This is a genomic window from Agrobacterium tumefaciens (assembly GCF_005221385.1).
Lineage (GTDB): Bacteria > Pseudomonadota > Alphaproteobacteria > Rhizobiales > Rhizobiaceae > Agrobacterium > Agrobacterium tomkonis.
The window spans coordinates 22,251-38,877 of the sequence record NZ_CP039904.1 but is presented as its reverse complement, the minus strand read 5'-3'; the positions used below and the strand labels follow the sequence as shown (position 1 = coordinate 38,877).

Annotated in this window: 14 protein-coding genes and 1 pseudogene; 8 read left to right on the top strand and 7 right to left on the bottom strand. The window is 61.1% G+C overall.

From position 1 onward, the window contains the following. Positions 1-2: 2 nt before the first annotated feature. Genes CFBP6623_RS15405 through CFBP6623_RS15390 form a run of 4 tightly spaced genes read left to right on the top strand, consistent with a single transcriptional unit; the run spans position 3 to position 4,509 of the window. The gene (locus CFBP6623_RS15405) at positions 3-1,085 is read left to right on the top strand and encodes an ABC transporter ATP-binding protein (RefSeq protein WP_046800466.1); all 1,083 of its coding nucleotides are present in this window, start codon (positions 3-5) and stop codon (positions 1,083-1,085) included. Next, complete coding sequence (locus CFBP6623_RS15400) at positions 1,082-2,065, top strand: NAD-dependent epimerase/dehydratase family protein (RefSeq protein WP_046800467.1); 984 nt, start codon at positions 1,082-1,084, stop codon at positions 2,063-2,065. Before CFBP6623_RS15405 ends, CFBP6623_RS15400 begins: the two co-directional genes overlap by 4 nt. Then, positions 2,062-3,744 (top strand): SMP-30/gluconolactonase/LRE family protein, encoded by a 1,683-nt coding sequence (locus tag CFBP6623_RS15395; RefSeq protein WP_046800468.1) that lies wholly within the window; start codon positions 2,062-2,064, stop codon positions 3,742-3,744. Before CFBP6623_RS15400 ends, CFBP6623_RS15395 begins: the two co-directional genes overlap by 4 nt. 3 nt (positions 3,745-3,747) lie before the next feature. Beyond that, complete coding sequence (locus tag CFBP6623_RS15390; protein WP_046800469.1) at positions 3,748-4,509, top strand: SDR family NAD(P)-dependent oxidoreductase; 762 nt, start codon at positions 3,748-3,750, stop codon at positions 4,507-4,509. Positions 4,510-4,585: 76 nt separating this feature from the next. Here the strand turns inward: CFBP6623_RS15390 and CFBP6623_RS15385 are convergent, their stop codons facing one another. The 7 genes from CFBP6623_RS15385 to CFBP6623_RS15355 all read right to left on the bottom strand — a co-directional run bounded on the left by CFBP6623_RS15385 (position 4,586) and on the right by CFBP6623_RS15355 (position 11,208). After that, positions 4,586-5,392, bottom strand: a complete 807-nt coding sequence (locus CFBP6623_RS15385) for an inositol monophosphatase family protein (protein WP_046800470.1) — start codon at positions 5,390-5,392, stop codon at positions 4,586-4,588. Next, positions 5,389-6,225: a glycerophosphodiester phosphodiesterase gene (locus CFBP6623_RS15380; protein ID WP_046800471.1), complete on the bottom strand. Its 837-nt coding sequence runs from the start codon at positions 6,223-6,225 to the stop codon at positions 5,389-5,391. Before CFBP6623_RS15380 ends, CFBP6623_RS15385 begins: the two co-directional genes overlap by 4 nt. Before the next feature lie 2 nt (positions 6,226-6,227). Continuing rightward, positions 6,228-7,262, bottom strand: a complete 1,035-nt coding sequence (locus CFBP6623_RS15375; protein WP_046800472.1) for an ABC transporter ATP-binding protein — start codon at positions 7,260-7,262, stop codon at positions 6,228-6,230. Positions 7,263-7,270: 8 nt separating this feature from the next. After that, the gene (locus CFBP6623_RS15370) at positions 7,271-8,095 is read right to left on the bottom strand and encodes an ABC transporter permease (RefSeq protein WP_046800473.1); all 825 of its coding nucleotides are present in this window, start codon (positions 8,093-8,095) and stop codon (positions 7,271-7,273) included. A gap of 1 nt (position 8,096) precedes the next feature. Then, positions 8,097-8,981, bottom strand: a complete 885-nt coding sequence (locus tag CFBP6623_RS15365) for an ABC transporter permease (RefSeq protein WP_080842755.1) — start codon at positions 8,979-8,981, stop codon at positions 8,097-8,099. Then, a complete protein-coding gene (locus CFBP6623_RS15360; protein ID WP_046800474.1) occupies positions 8,978-10,129 on the bottom strand; it encodes an extracellular solute-binding protein in 1,152 nt (383 codons plus the stop codon). The genes CFBP6623_RS15365 and CFBP6623_RS15360 overlap by 4 nt, the downstream gene beginning before the upstream one ends. 185 nt (positions 10,130-10,314) lie before the next feature. Further along, positions 10,315-11,208: a LysR family transcriptional regulator gene (locus CFBP6623_RS15355; protein WP_137002549.1), complete on the bottom strand. Its 894-nt coding sequence runs from the start codon at positions 11,206-11,208 to the stop codon at positions 10,315-10,317. Between the two features lie 109 nt (positions 11,209-11,317). Between CFBP6623_RS15355 and CFBP6623_RS15350 the strand changes: the two genes are divergently transcribed. The 4 genes and pseudogenes from CFBP6623_RS15350 to CFBP6623_RS15335 all read left to right on the top strand — a co-directional run bounded on the left by CFBP6623_RS15350 (position 11,318) and on the right by CFBP6623_RS15335 (position 16,377). Next, complete coding sequence (locus CFBP6623_RS15350; RefSeq protein WP_137002548.1) at positions 11,318-12,526, top strand: MFS transporter; 1,209 nt, start codon at positions 11,318-11,320, stop codon at positions 12,524-12,526. Further along, a pseudogene (locus CFBP6623_RS15345) lies at positions 12,523-12,912 on the top strand (cyclophilin-like fold protein); the annotation flags it as partial. The gene CFBP6623_RS15350 and the pseudogene CFBP6623_RS15345, both read left to right, overlap by 4 nt. Positions 12,913-13,001: 89 nt before the next feature. Further along, positions 13,002-14,081 carry an alpha/beta hydrolase gene (locus CFBP6623_RS15340; RefSeq protein ID WP_046800478.1) on the top strand — a complete coding sequence of 360 codons (1,080 nt, stop codon included), beginning with the start codon at positions 13,002-13,004 and terminating at the stop codon, positions 14,079-14,081. 352 nt (positions 14,082-14,433) lie between these two features. Then, complete coding sequence (locus CFBP6623_RS15335; protein ID WP_046800479.1) at positions 14,434-16,377, top strand: methyl-accepting chemotaxis protein; 1,944 nt, start codon at positions 14,434-14,436, stop codon at positions 16,375-16,377. Positions 16,378-16,627 lie beyond the last annotated feature (250 nt).

Here is a 16,627-nt window from a genome sequence, read left to right as displayed (position 1 = left end):
GCATGGCCAATATTTCCATTCGCAATGTCAGCAAGTCCTATGGCGCGCTTAACGTGCTCAGGCCCTTTTCGCTTGAGATCGAGAACGGCGAGTTCGTGGTGCTGGTCGGGCCTTCCGGCTGCGGCAAGTCGACGATGCTGAAAATCCTCGCCGGTCTCGAACCGGCAAGCGAAGGGCAGATCTTCATCGGCGACAACGAAGTGACGGATCTGGCGCCGGGCGACCGCGACATCGCCATGGTGTTCCAGAACTATGCGCTTTATCCGCACCTCACCGTTCGCCAGAATATCGGCTTCGGCCTGAAGATGCGCGGCACAGACAAGGCCGAGATCGATCGCCGGGTTGATGATGCGGCGCGCATTCTGGAAGTGACACCCTATCTCGATCGCAAGCCCAAGGACCTGTCGGGCGGCCAGCGCCAGCGCGTTGCACTTGGCCGTGCCATCGTGCGTCAGCCGCAGGCCTTCCTGATGGATGAGCCGCTGTCCAACCTCGATGCCAAGCTGCGCGTCCACATGCGTGCCGAAATCGGCGCATTGCACAAGCGTATCGGTGTCACCACCGTTTATGTGACGCATGATCAGGTTGAGGCGATGACGATGGCGGACCGCGTCGTCATCATGCAGGGCGGCATCATCCAGCAGATCGCCGCACCCGACGAGCTTTTCAACAATCCGGCCAATCTTTTCGTTGCCGGTTTCATCGGCTCGCCGGGCATGAATTTCCTCAATGCGGAACTGCGTGACGGCACTGTTACCCTGTTTGGGCAACAGGTTTCCCTGCCGGGCGCAGCCGTCCGCCAAGGCGACGTGATCGTCGGCCTGCGGCCGGAACATCTCGTTCTGGGCGATGCACCGGTTACCTTCGATGTCCGCCCGACGCTGGTGGAGAGCCTCGGATCGGAAAAATACGTCTATTTCGATGCGGAAGGCGCAAGGGTTGCGGATGGCGAGGAGGGCAAGTCCAAGGGGCTGATCGCGCGCGTCTCGCATACCGGCAGCCTTCCCGGCAATGAGGCGCTCCGGCTCGGTTTTGATCCGGCCCAGCTTTATCTCTTCGATGCAAAGACCGGAGCACGGCTATGATCCTCGTCACCGGATCGGCAGGCCGTGTCGGCCGTGCCGTTGTCGCCGCCTTGCGCGCGCAGGGCCGCGCCGTTCGCGGTTTTGATTTGAGGCCATCGGCAACCGGCGGCGAGGAAGTCGTCGGGTCGCTGGAGGATGCGCAGGCACTGTCCGAGGCCATCAAGGGCGTGAGGGCCGTCCTGCATCTTGGCGCCTTCATGTCATGGGCTCCGGCGGATCGTGACCGCATGTTCGCCGTCAATGTCGAGGGCACGCGCCGGCTTCTGGATGCGGCGTCAGCAGCTGGCGTGCGGCGGTTCGTTTTCGCCTCCTCGGGTGAGGTCTATCCGGAAAACCGGCCGGAATTCCTGCCGGTCACCGAGGATCATCCGCTTTGCCCCAATTCGCCCTATGGTCTGACCAAGCTTCTGGGTGAAGAGCTGGTGCGCTTTCACCAGCGAAGCGGTACCATGGAAACGGTGATCCTGCGGTTTTCGCATACGCAGGATGCGGCGGAACTGCTGGATGAGGACAGCTTCTTTTCCGGTCCCCGGTTTTTCCTGCGGCCGCGCATTCGCCAGCAGCAGAATTTCGGAAATACTGCCATCGCCGAATTGCTCCAGTCCCGCGATATCGGTGAGCCGTCGCACATTCTGGCGCGCAATGAAAACGGCCGACCGTTCCGTATGCATATAACCGATACACGCGACATGGTGGCGGGCATTCTGCTCGCTCTCGATCACCCCGGGGCGGCGGGTGGCACCTTCAATCTGGGTGCCGACCAACCGGCCGATTTCGCCGCCCTTCTGCCGAAGATTGCCGCGCTGACCGGCCTGCCCATCGTGACAGTCGATTTTCCCGGCGACGGCGTTTATTACCATACGTCCAACGAGCGGATCAGAAACACTTTGGGGTTTGAAGCGGAATGGACGATGGACCGGATGCTGGACGACGCGGCGGCCGCAAGGCGGCAGCGACTCGCGCAGGAGCAGAGGCAATGAAACCGGAGACGCCGGGCGGCACGGCGGCGCTGGCCAAGGGGTTGACCCTGCTCGACATGGTCGCCGATGCGCCGGAACCGCTGCGTTTTGCCGAGTTGTTGCGCGCCTCCGGCCTGCCGAAGCCCACCTTTGCACGCATCCTGCGCACCCTTATCGCCTATGGCCTCGTCCGTCAGGATGAGGCCCGTGGCACCTACGTCCTCGGCCAGCGTTTTCTGGAAATGTCCCATAAGGTCTGGGAGAGCTTCGATCTCGTCTCGGCGGCAATGCCGGAACTCGAGCGGCTGGCGGCTGAGCTGGGTGAGACGGTTGCGCTGTGCCGGCTTGACGGCACGATGACGCAATATCTCGCCGAACGTTCGCCGAACGGTCTTTCGGTGCGCGTCGAGGTGGGACGCCGCGTTCCCCTGCATTGCACCGCACCGGGCAAGGCGCTGCTCGCCTTTCAGGATCCCGCCGTCGGCCGCGCCCTGCTGGATCGCCTGACGCTCGATCTGCAGACACCCAAAACCATCACCACCCTCGATGCGCTGCAGGCCGATCTGACGCTGACCCGGGCGCGGGGTTATTCGATTTCCTACGAGGAGCATCTGCCGGGGGTGAATTCGGTCGCCGCCCCCGTCATGGGCCGGGACAATACACCGATGGGCGTGCTCGTTGCGCTCGGGCCGTCATCGCGGCTCGATTCCTCCAATATCCATCCCGCCGGGCGTGAATTGATTGCCGCCGCCCGCCGCATTACCGGTGCAGCCGGGGCCGTGGCGATCAGTTCGCGGCCACGCCCGCGTTCGGCAACGGGCCGCCCCAGCGCCGAACTGAGCTGCATTCTGCCATGGGGTGCGCAGCTGGGGGAAAGCCCGGTCTGGCACGAGGGGGAAAACACGCTCTACTGGGTCGATATCCTCCATCCGGCGGTGCACCGCTTTGATCCCGCCACGGGCCGCAACGAAACCTGCGAGACCGGCAAGCTGGTCAGCGCCGTCATTCCGGTCACTGGCGGGCGGTTGCTGGTCGCGTCGCAGGATGGCGTCGAATGGCTGGATTTCGCCTCCGGCCGGCTGACACCCTTTGTCAGCCCGGAAGCGGGCATCGCCGACAACCGCCTGAATGATGCCAAATGCGGGCCGGATGGCGCGATCTGGGTCGGCTCGATGCGCATCGATGCCTCCAAGCCCACGGGTGCGCTTTATCGTATCAACGCCAATGGCGCATCCGAGCGCAAGGAAGGCGGCATCATCGTCTCCAATGGTCTCGGCTGGAGCCCGGATGGCCGGACCTTCTATTTCGTCGATACCGTGCCCGGCCTCATCCACGCCTATGATTGCGATCCGGCGACGGGTGCGCTGTCGCAGCGCCGTGAATTCGCCCGCATTCCCGTGGCCGATGGCCGGCCGGATGGTCTGGCCGTGGATGCGGAAGGCGGGGTCTGGTGCGCCATCTGGGATGGCTGGTGCGTGCGCCGTTATCTTGCGAACGGCAAGCTGGACCAGGTGATCGACATGCCGGTGCCGCGCCCCTCCAGCATCGCCTTTGGCGGGCCTGATCTGTCGACGCTGTTCATCACCAGCGCCCGCACGCGCCTGCCGGCATCCACGCTCGCCGACGCGCCGCTCTCCGGCGGCCTGTTTTCCTGCCGCCCGGGAATTGCCGGCGCGCGCATCTCGCTGTTTGAAGGATAAAGGATGCGTCTCGAAAGCGTGTTTGGATTGAAGGGCCGCACGGCACTCGTCACCGGTTCCAGCCGTGGAATAGGCGCCGCCATTGCCGAGGGGCTGGCGGGCGCGGGTGCCCATGTCATCCTGCATGGCGTAAAGCCGGGCGCTGCCGCGCCCGTGCAGCACCGGATCGTCGCAAGCGGCGGCACGGCGCAGGAACTGGCGGGGGATCTTTCCGAGGCCGGTGCCGGTCGTGACCTCATCGAACGGGCCGAGGCGATTGCACCGGTCGATATTCTTGTCATCAATGCCAGCGCCCAGATCAACGCCGTGCTGTCGGAACTGACATCCGCCGATCTGGCGTTTCAGCTGGCGGTCAATCTCGGCTCGACGGTGGATATGCTGCAGGCGGCCCTGCCGCGCATGGCGGCCCGCAAATGGGGCAGGGTGGTTTCCATCGGCTCGGTCAATCAGCTGCGGCCGAAGGGCATCGTCACCGCCTATGCCGCCACCAAGGCAGCGCAGCACAATCTGATCCAGAGTCAGGCGCGGGATTATGCGCGCGACAATGTATTGCTCAACACGCTCGCGCCCGGCCTCATCGACACCGACCGCAATGCCCACCGTCGTGATGAGGACCCCGAAGGCTGGGCGGAATACGTCCGGACGCTGAACTGGATGGGCCGTGCCGGGCAGCCGGAAGAAATGGTGGGTGCCGCCATCTTCCTGTCGTCGCAGGCCTGCAGTTTCATGACCGGTGAAACCGTGCTGATGACGGGCGGTTACTGATCACGCTATCCTTCGCAGGACCCGCATATTGGCGGATACGTGCCGGCGGATGTACTGACCACGCGCGCTGTGCCACTCACGGATTCTTGGGCGGAACGCCGCGAAGCCGCTCGAGAAGATAGGCGTGGGTTGCAGCATTGGCGACGATCAGCGTGCCGGTTCGCTCATAGATTTCAGGCCCGCGCCCCCACCAGTCCGTCACGATGCCGCCGGCTTCCTCAACGAGCAGGATGCCGGCTGCGGTATCGACAAACCCCGTCTCCTCGTAATAGCCGGTAAGCCGGCCGCAGGCCACGTAAGCGCAGGAATTGGCGGCGCTGCCGACGACCCGCACCGCGCCGATGGGTGCGCGAATATCGTCGAGACGCTGATAGGCGCCGGGATAAAGCGAGAGGTTGGGTGTTGGCAGGCCGGTGCCGACGCACATGAGCGCAATATCGCTGCTGGCATTGACGCGCAGGCGCTCGCCGTTGAGATATGCGCCTTCGCCCTTGATCGTGGTGAACATTTCGTCGGCGACGGGATTATAGACGAGCCCGCAGATCGTCTCGTTGCCGCGGCGAAGCGCAATGGTGATGGTGTAGTGCTGGCCATAGATGAAATTGGTGGTGCCATCGATGGGATCGACCAGCCAGCGATGTTCGGCATCCGAACCGTCAACCGGAGCGAATTCCTCGCCGGTCAGCCCCCAGGGATACCGGCCGAGCAGGCGTTCGCGGATCAGTGTTTCGGACTGCCGGTCCGCATCCGACACGAAGTCGCCCGGTCCCTTGACGCCGATCTCGATGTCGCGGAAGCGCCTGAAATGCTCGAGCGTCAATGCGCCGGCCTCGCGGGTGGTGGCGATCATGTCTTCCAGAATGGCGGTGTAATTGACGGTCATCGGCTGAATGCCTCGGTTAGCCCTTCCGGGTCATCGGTGGTGATCTGGTCGACCTTGAGCCGCAAAAGCCGCCCGACATCGGTGATCGATTGCGGCGTGATGCGGTTGATGGTCCAGGCATCGACACGGCGGCCGGCGGCGTGGATGGGGGCGATGATATCGATGCCGGCATCTTCAGCGGCAAGGACGATCCGGTAGTCGAGATAGATCATTCCGGCAGCCGGTGCCGTGGCAAGCGCCTGTTCGATGAAGCCGGAAAAGTTTCCGTCCTGCTGCAGCCGTGCGAGTGTGTCGTCCTCACATGGATCATATCCGGTTTTGAGATCGGGGACCGATGCGGCAAGCGCGGCGATCGCGTCGAAATCACCGCCGGACAGGATCATGGAGCCCGCCAATGGCGCGATGCTTGCGCTGAAACCGGCGATGACCTGCGGGGTGAGGGCGTGCCGGTCTTCCTTGAAATCGAGCTGAAGCAGGGCATCGGGATGGATGATCTCGCGGGCGAGCAGGGTGCAGAGGTCTTCGAGCAGCATCACCCTTGAGGATACGGGCTGGCCCTGATTGTCGCGCAGATGCAGCTGGCGCAGCGCGGCGGCGGAGGTGTTGCGCACCCTTCCGGCGCCCGTGGTTTCCCGCTCCAGCGTCAGATCATGCAGCACGGCGCAGCCGTGGTCGGCGTGAATGACGAGATCAACTTCGATGCTCGCGCCAAGGCACATGGCCTCAATGATGCGCTCGCCGGTGAAGGCGGTATCGGCGGCGCGGCGGCGGCCACGATGCCATTTGAGCCAGGTGCGGTGGCCGTCACGTTCGAGGAGGATGGGCATGTTCATGGTCAGCTCCGGTAGATTTGCCGGTTGTCGCGAAAGGCCGTGACGGCGCGGGGCTGGATATCGACCCCCTGTCCGGCCCGGAAGAGATCGGGATGGGCGACCATCGATTTGATCCTGATACCATCTGGAAGATCGAGATCGACAAGGCCATGGGTGCCGTAATCGGTCACCCGGTGAACGCTTGCCTGCGGCGTCTCGGATGCCGTCAGGTCAACGGCCTCGGGGCGGATGGCGAGAATGGCGGGACCGTCGGAGACGGGCAGCGGCACGGTCAGGCCGGCATGGGTGAAGTTTCCGCCCGAGACCATGCCTTCGATCAGGTTCATGGTGCCGATGAAGCCGGCGACGAAGGGGGTTTGCGGTTCGCGGTAGATGACGTTCGGCCGGTCGATCTGCTCGGTCCTGCCATTGGCCATCACGACGATGCGGTCGGCCATGGAAAGGGCCTCGTCCTGCCCATGCGTCACGAACAGCGTGGTGATGCCGAGACGCTGCTGGATATCGCGCACCTCTTCGCGCAGGCGCTCGCGCAGATGCTGGTCGAGGCTGGCGAAGGGTTCATCCAGAAGCAGGATTTTCGGTTCAAGGACCAGCGAGCGGGCAAGCGCCACGCGCTGCTGCTGGCCGCCGGAGAGCTGGCTGGTGGCGCGTTCGCCATAACCGGAAAGCCCCACCAGTTCGAGTACCGCTTCGACCTTTTCCCGGATCGCGGAGGCGGGCATGCGCCGCAGCTTCAGACCGAAGGCGAGGTTTTTGAAGACATTCATGTGGCTCCAGAGTGCGTGGCTCTGGAACACCATGCCGGTGGGCCGGCGCTCGGGTGGCAGATGGGTGACGTCTTCGCCGTCGATGGTGATCTGTCCGCCGGTCGGTTGTTCGAAACCGCCGACCATGCGCAGCAGCGTCGATTTGCCTGAACCGGAGGGGCCAAGAAGGCAGACGAGTTCACCATCGGCGACATCGAGCGAGAAGTTGTCGACTGCCTTGGTGCCACCGGCGAAGGTTTTCGTGACCCCGCGGATATGAAGTACGGACATGAATATTCCTAACCGCCGAAGCCGCGGGCGAAGGCGCCGCCGCCAATGATGCGGCGGGCGAACATGAGGGCAATGAATGACGGCACCCAGAGCACGACGGACAGGACCGCACCATACTGGATGACCATCTGGTTGTTGATGTAGCTGATCATCAGCACCGGCATGGTGCGGATGCCGGGTGCGCCGATGAGCCATGCCCCTTCGGTTTCATAGAAGGTTCCGACGAAGCTCAGGAGCACGGCGGCGGCAATGGTCGGCCCGGCCTGCGGCAGCGTGATCGACCAGAAGACCCGCAGGGGACTGGCGCCGACATCGCGGGCCGCCTCTTCCATGCGGCGATCGACCGCCTGAAACGCGGCGACGGGTATCCAGATCATGAACATCAGCGTGCCGACGAGCTGGATGAGAACGACACCCCAGAAGGTGCCGATGAGATTGAGTTGCAGAAAGATTGCCGCAATTGCTACCAGCAGCCCGAATTTCGGGAAGGCATGACCGGCAAGGAAGGAGAAGAACAAGAGGTTGCGGCCGGGAAAGCTCATGCGGGCAAAGGCATAAGCGGCGGGAAGGCAGATCAGCGCCGAAAGCAGGGTCACCACCGTCGTCAGCCGAAAGCTCAGCATCAGGGCGTTCCACACATCGGGGCGTCCGAGCGTCTGGCCCCAGAAACGAAAGCCGAACTGTTGCGGCACGACGTTGGGGTAACGCCAGACTTCGGTGAAAGCCCAGGTGCCAACGACGATGAGCGGCCCGACGATCGCAACGGTCAGAAGGGCGGCGAAGAATATGCCGGGCCAGTCGAGGCGCCTGCGCGCCGGTGCAAAAGCGGCCATGTTACTTCCCCTGATTGCGTGCGACTGAGCGCACATAAAAGAGGCCGAAGGCAATGCAGAAGCCGAAGGCGATGACGGCCTGGGTCATGGCGCCGATGGGATCCTGCATATCGCGAAGGGTGCGCTGCATGAAGGGACCAATCATTTCCGGCGATGCGGGGCCAAGCAGATAAGGAAGGGTGAAGGAGGAGAAAATGCCGAGCACCGAAAAGGAAAGCGCCACGAGAATGGAATTGGAAATGCGCGGCAGGATGATGTGCCAGAAAACCTGCGGCGCGTTGGCGCCCACATCCCGCGCCGCTTCCACCGACTGGTTGGCGACGCTGCCGAGGCCCGACAGCAGGATCAGCACCGTCAGCGGGATATTGTCCCAGACAAGGCCGATGACCGGCCCCCAAGGGGTCAGATAGGGCGTGCGGATTTTCGGCAGGTCGACCGCGTTGAGCAGAATATCCACCATGCCATTGGGCCCAAGGACGCGGATGAAGGCGAAGGCGAGGATGATGGAGGGCACGAACATCGGAAAGATGGCCAGCGCCTGCACATAGGCCGAAAGGCGGCCCTGGGAAAAACGCAGATAGAGCGCGATCGGCAGGCAGATCACCAGAAGCAGCATGGCGCAGACCAAAGTGGTCCAGAGCGTGACGGCAAGATTGTCGAGGCTGTAGCGATCCGAAAAGAAGAAGACGTAGCTCGAAAGATCGAACGTCGTTTCTCCATTGGCCCCGGTACGCCAGATGGTGCGGCCTATGGCATTGATGGCCGGCCAGATGACGAGCCAGATCATCAGGAAAACGGGAATGGCGACGAGCAGGAGGCCGATGGGCCTCCTGCCTGCCGAATTGTCGATGAGCGGACGAACCGCTCCTTCTGCTACCTCGGTCACGACTTGCGGTCGACGTTCGGAGCAACGTGACGGTACCAGCCGTCATTGATGGCGGTTTCCCATTTGCCGGCCGGGAAGGTCGGAATGGTCTGCGGGATGATGTCGGCGAAGCGCTTGCGCAGATCGGCCGATACATAGTCCCAGGAAACACCGGGGAAACCGCCGAGTTCAGTAAGGATGGCGCCCTGGATTTCTTCGGAGAGAACGAAGTTCGCCAGCTTGAGGGCGGCATCGCGATTGGTGCCGTTGGCCAGCACCACGGCCCGGGAAAAATCGCCGCAAAGCGCGAGATCCTGAAGCTGAACGAGGCCCGTTTCCGCAGGAAGCACACCCTGATCGATGGCTTTCAGAACCTGATCGGACCAGACGGGTGTCATCGTCACGACGCCTTGCGACAGAAGCTGCAGAGACTGGGTATTGCCGGAGGCATAGGCGCCCTTGTCATAAAGCGACGGGGCGATATCGGTCAGCAGATCCCAGGCCTTGCCCAGTGCCTTGTCGCCGAATTCCTGGGTGTAGTTGTCGACCGTGAAGGCCTTGGGGTCGAGACCATTGGCCTGATGGATGGCGCGGCGAACGAAATTGCCGCCGGAGCCGCCCTTGTCGGGACGGTTATAGACGAACTGGCCGGGATTGGCCTTGATCCAGGTGACCAGCTGCTCCCAGGTCTTCGGGGCATCCGCGGGCTTCAGCTTGGCTGTGTCATAGGCGAGCAGAACCTGGCTGCCGCGATAGGGCAGGCTGTATTCACTGCGGATGGCAAGCGGGTTGACGCGCGAATAGTTGGAGAGACCGGCTTTCGCCATGTTCACATAGATGCCGGCATCGATTGCGCCGGCGGGCAGCAGCGGGTCGGAATGCTCGAAATAGTCAGCCTGCGGGTCGGTGCCTGTCTGCTTGGCTGCAATGGCGCGTTCGCCGATGGCGATAATGCCGGCATTGTCACCGGCGTCCACGAGGTTGAGTTTGATACCCGGATTGGCGGCCTCGAAAGCGGGCTTCACCGTGTTGGTCCAAAAATCGAGGATGTTGCTGTCAGCGCCAGTATACCAGTCGATCGTGCCCGGGGCGGCGAAGCTCATGCGCGGCGCAAGGGCAAGGCCAGCGGCGGCGCCTGCTGCTGATATCATGAAGGTGCGGCGTTTCATCTCTGTCTCCAGTGCTCTCGGCGAGTGGAATTGTTGAGCGCTGACCCTTTTTGGAAAGATCGGAACGGCGCTGGCCCGCCTTTGCACAGCCGTGCATTTTTTAACGGGTCGGCGGCGTTTCTAATGCCTTTCCTTAACGCTTTCGTGACACCCGGAGACGCTGGTGGCCATTGAGCAAACCTTACTCAAGCATGATGCCGTAGCGCTTCGATAATCACCTTCATTGCCGGCGACATCTGGCGTCTGCTGGGATAATACAGGTGGTAGCCGGTGAAGGGTTCGCTCCAGTTATCGAGAGCTGCCTGCAATCGTCCCTCGGCGATATGTTCCTCGACTATATCTTCGGGAACGTAAGCGATCCCGAAGCCCTTTATGGCCGCATCGATCTGGGACATCGAGGAATTGAAGCTCAGCTGCCCGTCGACCCTGACCCGCAGCTCGCGTCCATTCTTTTCAAACTCCCAGGCGTAAAATCCGCCCCAGGTTGCCTGGCGTGTATTGATGCAGATATGGTCAACGAGGTCTTGTGGCGTGGCGGGGACGCCGTGCCTTGAAAAGTAGTCCGGTGAAGCCACGGCCCTGAGGCGCCAGTCCGGGCCTATCCGTACCGCGATCATGTCCTTGTCGACACTTTCTCCCAAGCGCACGCCGGCGTCGAAACGCTCCTCGATGATATTGCGCATGCCGTTGTCACTATAAAGTTCAACATGGATGTCCGGGTAGGCCGAGAGAATCCGGGCCAATTTCGGCCAGACGGTCATCTGCAAAGCATGATCAGACAAGGTGAGGCGAACGGTGCCGGAGGGCTTTTCCCTGAAAGCGACGAGGTCCACCAGATCGGCTTCAATGCCCTCAAATCGTGGCGCAAGCGACAGAAAAAGACGCTCGCCGGCGTCCGTCGTCGCAACGCTGCGTGTCGTCCTTGTCAAAAGACGCACGCCCAGGCGGGCCTCCAACTGCTTGATGGTATAGCTCAATGTTGATTGCGACGTTCCAAGCGCAGCCGCAGCTTTTGTGAAGCTGCGTTCCTTGGCTACCTCCATGAACCACAGCAGGTCCTTCATGTCCTCGCGCTGCATCAAAATCCCCGATTGATATTGAATTTCGATAAGTCCATGCGGATTAACACGGATTGTCGGCAAAGTCTCTCGGCAATATCTTGCGGTCCGAATACATGACCAAATTTCGATGGGACCTGGACAAGTGACCCTTATCTACAATGAAAACGTAGAAAGCAAAGGCGCCGCGTGGAGCGCTGTTCTGTGTATGACGCTGTGCGCTTTCGTGTTGATTGCGTCGGAATTCATGCCTGTCAGCTTGCTGACGCCGATTGCCGCCGACCTCGGGGTTTCGGAAGGAAATACCGGGCAGGCGATTTCTGTCTCCGGAATTTTTGCGGTGATGACCAGCCTGTTCATAGCCAGCCTGACGCAGCGGCTTGATCGGCGTATCGTCGTCCTCGGTCTGACGGCGCTGCTGACGGCATCAGGTCTGATCGTGACATTGGCTTCGTCTTTCCCGGTTTTGATGCTCGGCCGTGCGTTGCTTGGCATCTCGATCGGCGGCTTCTGGTCGATATCCACCGCGATCGTGATGCGGCTCGTCTCTCGCGATCAGGTTCCGAAAGCGCTTGCTTTGCTGAACGCTGGTAACGCCGTTGCCGCAACGGTTTCTGCACCGCTTGGAAGCCTCCTGGGCGCTTATATCGGCTGGCGCGGCGCGTTCTTTCTGGTCGTGCCGATCGGATTGCTTGCGGTGGTGTGGCAATGGATCACCCTGCCTCCACTTTCACCTCGGCGCGAACGTCCATCCGCAAATGTTTTCCGGTTGCTTGCACGCCCGCCTGTCGCGGCAGGCATGACTGCGATCTTCCTGCTGTTCATGGGGCAGTTCGCACTTTTCACCTATCTGCGGCCATTTCTCGAGCGGGTCACACAGGTGGGAATTGAAACGCTGTCGTTTCTTCTGCTGGTCATGGGGTTGGCCGGAGCAGTCGGGACATGGATGATTGGACGGCTGCTACACCGTCGCCTGTTCAGCATCCTCGTGATCGTCCCCTTGCTGATGGCCGGTATCGCTTTTGTCATGGTCGCCTTTGGCAGCACGAAAATTCCCGTCGTCGCCGCACTTGTCGGTTGGGGTTTCCTTGGAACCGCGGCACCCGTGGGCTGGGGCACATGGCTCAGCCGCATTCTTCCCGATGACGCCGAGGCAGGCGGTGGGCTGCAGGTCGCCGTCATTCAACTGGCGATCACGTCCGGGGCGTCGCTCGGCGGGGTTCTATTCGACGCTTTCGGCTGGTGGTCCGCCTTCACGATGAGCGCGTTGCTGCTCTGGGGTTCCTCGCTCGTTTCCCTTGTCGCGTGGCGTGTGACACGGAGACCAGCAGGCGCATGAAATCTGCCCACGCCAAACGACGCAAACTGCTGGCGCTGGCGGTCGCGGCTTTCATCTTCCCCGGCCGAGTTTTCAGTAAAGGCGGCCCTAACGATCAGGAGCGAACTGAGGTGAGGATCCAGCTGACTTTTGCAAGGAACACGATGATAGCGACGCTCTACGATAATCCATCGGCACGCGATTTCGCATCCATGCTTCCGCTAGATCTCAAAATCACGGACTTCAGCTCCAACGAGAAGATCGCCTATCTCCCTCGGAAGCTGACCGTCGAAGGCCATGGGCCATTCGACAATGAGCGACCATACGACCTCTGTTATTACATGCCCTGGGGCAATCTTGCGATGTTCTACACCGACTACAAGCATCCCGGTCTGGTCCGGCTGGGACGCTTCGAACAAGGCTATGAAGCGCTGCATCTCCCCGGGGAATTTCCACTGCGTATCGAACGCATCTAATCCACCACTGGAGACCTCCCATGACCAACGAAACTGAAACGACCGAGATTTTCAATGCCGGCAGGCGCAACCTGATGAAGGCTACAGGCATCGCCGTTGCCGCGATCAGCATGGTGCAGGCTGCGGGCACAATACCGGCCTTCGCCCAAAACACAGCCTGGGACAAGGTTTTCCCGAAGAGCGACAATGTCGACCACCAGAAGGTCTCGTTCAAGAACCGTTATGGGATCACATTAGTGGGCGATCTCTACCTGCCGAAGAACCGCGCAACCCAGCCATCGGCGGCTCTCGTCATCGGCGGTCCGTTCGGTGCCGTGAAAGAACAGTCCTCGGGGCTTTATGCGCAGACCATGGCGGAGCGCGGGTTTGCCACGCTGGCGTTTGACCCGTCCTATACCGGAGAAAGCGGCGGCGAGCCCCGCAACATTGCCTCGCCTGATATCAATACCGAGGACTTCAGTGCGGCGGTGGACTATATCGGCCTGCAATCCTATGTCGATCGCGAGCGTATCGGCGTCATCGGCATTTGCGGCTGGGGTGGCATGGCCTTGAATGCAGTTGCCGCAGACAAGCGCGTGAAGGCAGTCGTTGCCAGCACCATGTACGACATGTCACGCGTTATGTCGAAGGGCTACAATGACAGCGTTACCCTTGAACAACGTACACAGGCGCTGGAGCAGATGAGCCGGCAGCGCTGGGTGGATGCCGAGAAGGGAACGCCGGCCTATCAGTCGCGCTACAATGAATTGAAGGGCGGTGAAGCGCAGTTCCTGATCGACTATCACGACTATTACATGACACCGCGCGGCTATCATCCGCGTGCCGTCAACTCGGGCAATGCCTGGTCGCAGACCACGCCGCTGTCATTCATGAATATGCCGATCCTGACCTATATCGCCGAGATATCTCCGCGTCCGGTCATGATTATCCATGGTGAGAAGGCGCATTCGCGCTACTTCAGTGAAACCGCTTTCGCCGCCGCGGCGGAACCGAAAGAACTCGTAATTATTCCGGATACCAATCACGTCGATCTTTACGACCGTGCGGACAAAATCCCGTTCGACCGGATCGCCGGTTTCTTCAATCAGCATTTGGCTTAACCGAGGACGTTAGTGTGCCGGTTATGATTGCCGGCACACTTCGGGGCGGGCTGACACGCGCCTGCGTGTCGGCAGCCGCACGGGAATGTCGCGGCGCAGCAAATTATGAGCACTTGCATATATTAGGTAACACTTCATTCAGTGGTTTCGTGAAATCTAAACAAGCAGGTTCCAAGGTTTCATCGGCGGAGCCGGTAGAACAAGCGGTTCCCTCGGTCTGCCTCGTGGCGGCTCGAACAAGGGCATCCGCTTGTAGCCCTATGAGGGGCACAGCTACCCGCGATGTTTCTTTATATCTCTCCCCGGCCACCCTATGCGGATGGCTGGCGGAGCGCTTGCCCCGAGGCCATTCATGTCTTTCCTGAAGAATACCAAGATAAAAACGAAGGTCGTTTTTGTCATCTCGCTGATGAGTTTGATGTCGCTTTCCGGAATTAGCTACGTCAGCCTGCAATATAAGAATACCGACCGCGTCTATAGCGATTTCATTGCCAACGAGGCTCTTGCGGCGGTGCTGAACGCGCGGACCAGCGGCAATCTCAATGCGCTCGGCATGCAGATGCTTCGCGCCAGCCTCAATGATCCCGCCGGCAGTGATTTCGAATCGGCGGTCAAGACTTTCAGGGCAGATCGCAAACAGCTCGAAGAGCGCCAGAACAAGATCATGGAACTGGTGCCGGCCCGCACGGATGCCGCCCGCGATATCCTGAAGGGTGTCGTTGAAGTGGAGGAGATCGGCAATCAGGTCATCGCCCTGATGCAGGCGGGGAAAACCGCCGAAGCGCAGCAGATGGCGCTGAACGTCCTTCGGAAAATCGGCGAAGTGTCGCCGAAGATCAGCGCCGGCAACGAGCAGCTTATTCAGGTCATGAATGATGGCAGGCAGCAGCTCACCGCCAGCACCGATACGACGATCTGGACGGGACTGATCGGCATAGCGCTCGTTTCCCTCGCCTTGATCGCACTCGGCCTGTTTGTCTCTTCGCGTGGCATCACCACCCCGATTGCGCGGCTTCGTGAGCGCATGGGATCGCTGGCGGCCGGTGATACGGCAAGCGAAATCGACGGAATGGACCGCAAGGATGAAGTGGGCCAGATGGCCGCTGCGGTTCAGGCCTTCCGTGAAAATGCAATCGAGCGTGTGCGGCTTGAGAATGAAACCGAGGCCAACCGGTCGACTTCTGAAAAGGACCGGATAGAGCGCGAGAAACAGAAGGCGAAGGAGGCTGCCGACGTACAGTTTGCCGTCGACAATCTTGCCACTGCGCTTTCGAAGATCGCTGAGGGCGATGTTACCTACCGGATCGTTCAGCCGTTCGTTGCCGGCCTTGACGGTATTCGCGGTGATTTCAACCGGGCCGCTGAACAGCTGCAGTCGACCCTTACCCATGTGGCGCAGAATGCCCGTGGCATCGATGCCGGCGCCAACGAAATCCGGTCTGCGGCAGATGATCTGGCGAGACGTACCGAACAGCAGGCGGCGGCCGTTGAAGAGACTGCGGCGGCGCTGGAAGAAATCACCATCACGGTGAAGGACTCCACCAAACGCGCGCAGGAAGCCGGTCATCTCGTCGGCCGCGCAAAGGTCGGCGCGGAAAAGTCGGGCGAGGTTGTGCAGAAGGCCGTCGCGGCGATGGAACAGATCGCGACATCCGCCAATCAGATTTCCAACATCATCGGCGTGATCGATGAGATCGCCTTCCAGACCAACCTTCTGGCGCTGAATGCCGGCGTGGAAGCGGCGCGTGCCGGTGATGCGGGCAAGGGCTTTGCCGTTGTCGCGCAGGAGGTTCGTGAGCTGGCGCAGCGTTCCGCCGGTGCCGCCAAGGAAATCAAGAACCTGATCACGACATCGAACAGTCAGGTGGAGCAGGGCGTGCAGCTGGTTGGCGAAACCGGTAGGGCGCTGGAACTGATCGTCACCGAAGTGCAGGACATCAACCGGCACGTCGCGGCGATCGCGGAATCGGCACAGGAACAGTCCTCCGGCCTCCAGCAGATCAACACGGCTGTGAACCAGATGGATCAGGACACCCAGAAGAACGCCGCCATGGTGGAGGAAAGCACGGCTGCAAGCCACGGCCTTGCACGCGAGGCGTCTTCGCTCAACGGGCTTATCGCCCAGTTCAAACTGTCCGAAGGCGGTTATAGTGAAGCCTCCGCTCCGGTTCGCACCGTCTCTTCGTCCGACAGGCCCGCGGCGTCTCCGGCGCGCGCTCTTGGCGGCAGGATCAGGGCTGCGTTTTCCGGCAATGCCGCACTGAACACCTCTGCGGACAGCTGGGAGGAGTTTTGATGATTGCCGCGTTTTTGACGGCGGATTCACGGCTCCTTTTGATCGCCGGCAAGACGATGGTCTGATATAGGAATGGGTGGTTCGCAGAAGGGCCGCCCATTTTTGTCGCGACAGTCGAACAACGGAACGATTGAAACGATTATACTGAAATGCGACATCTTGTCAGCCGGCCCCGGTTGGCGTACTCGAAACCGGTAAAAGACCCAGACCTATTGACGTGACAGTTCGGTGGTGCTGGGTTTTGGCTCCA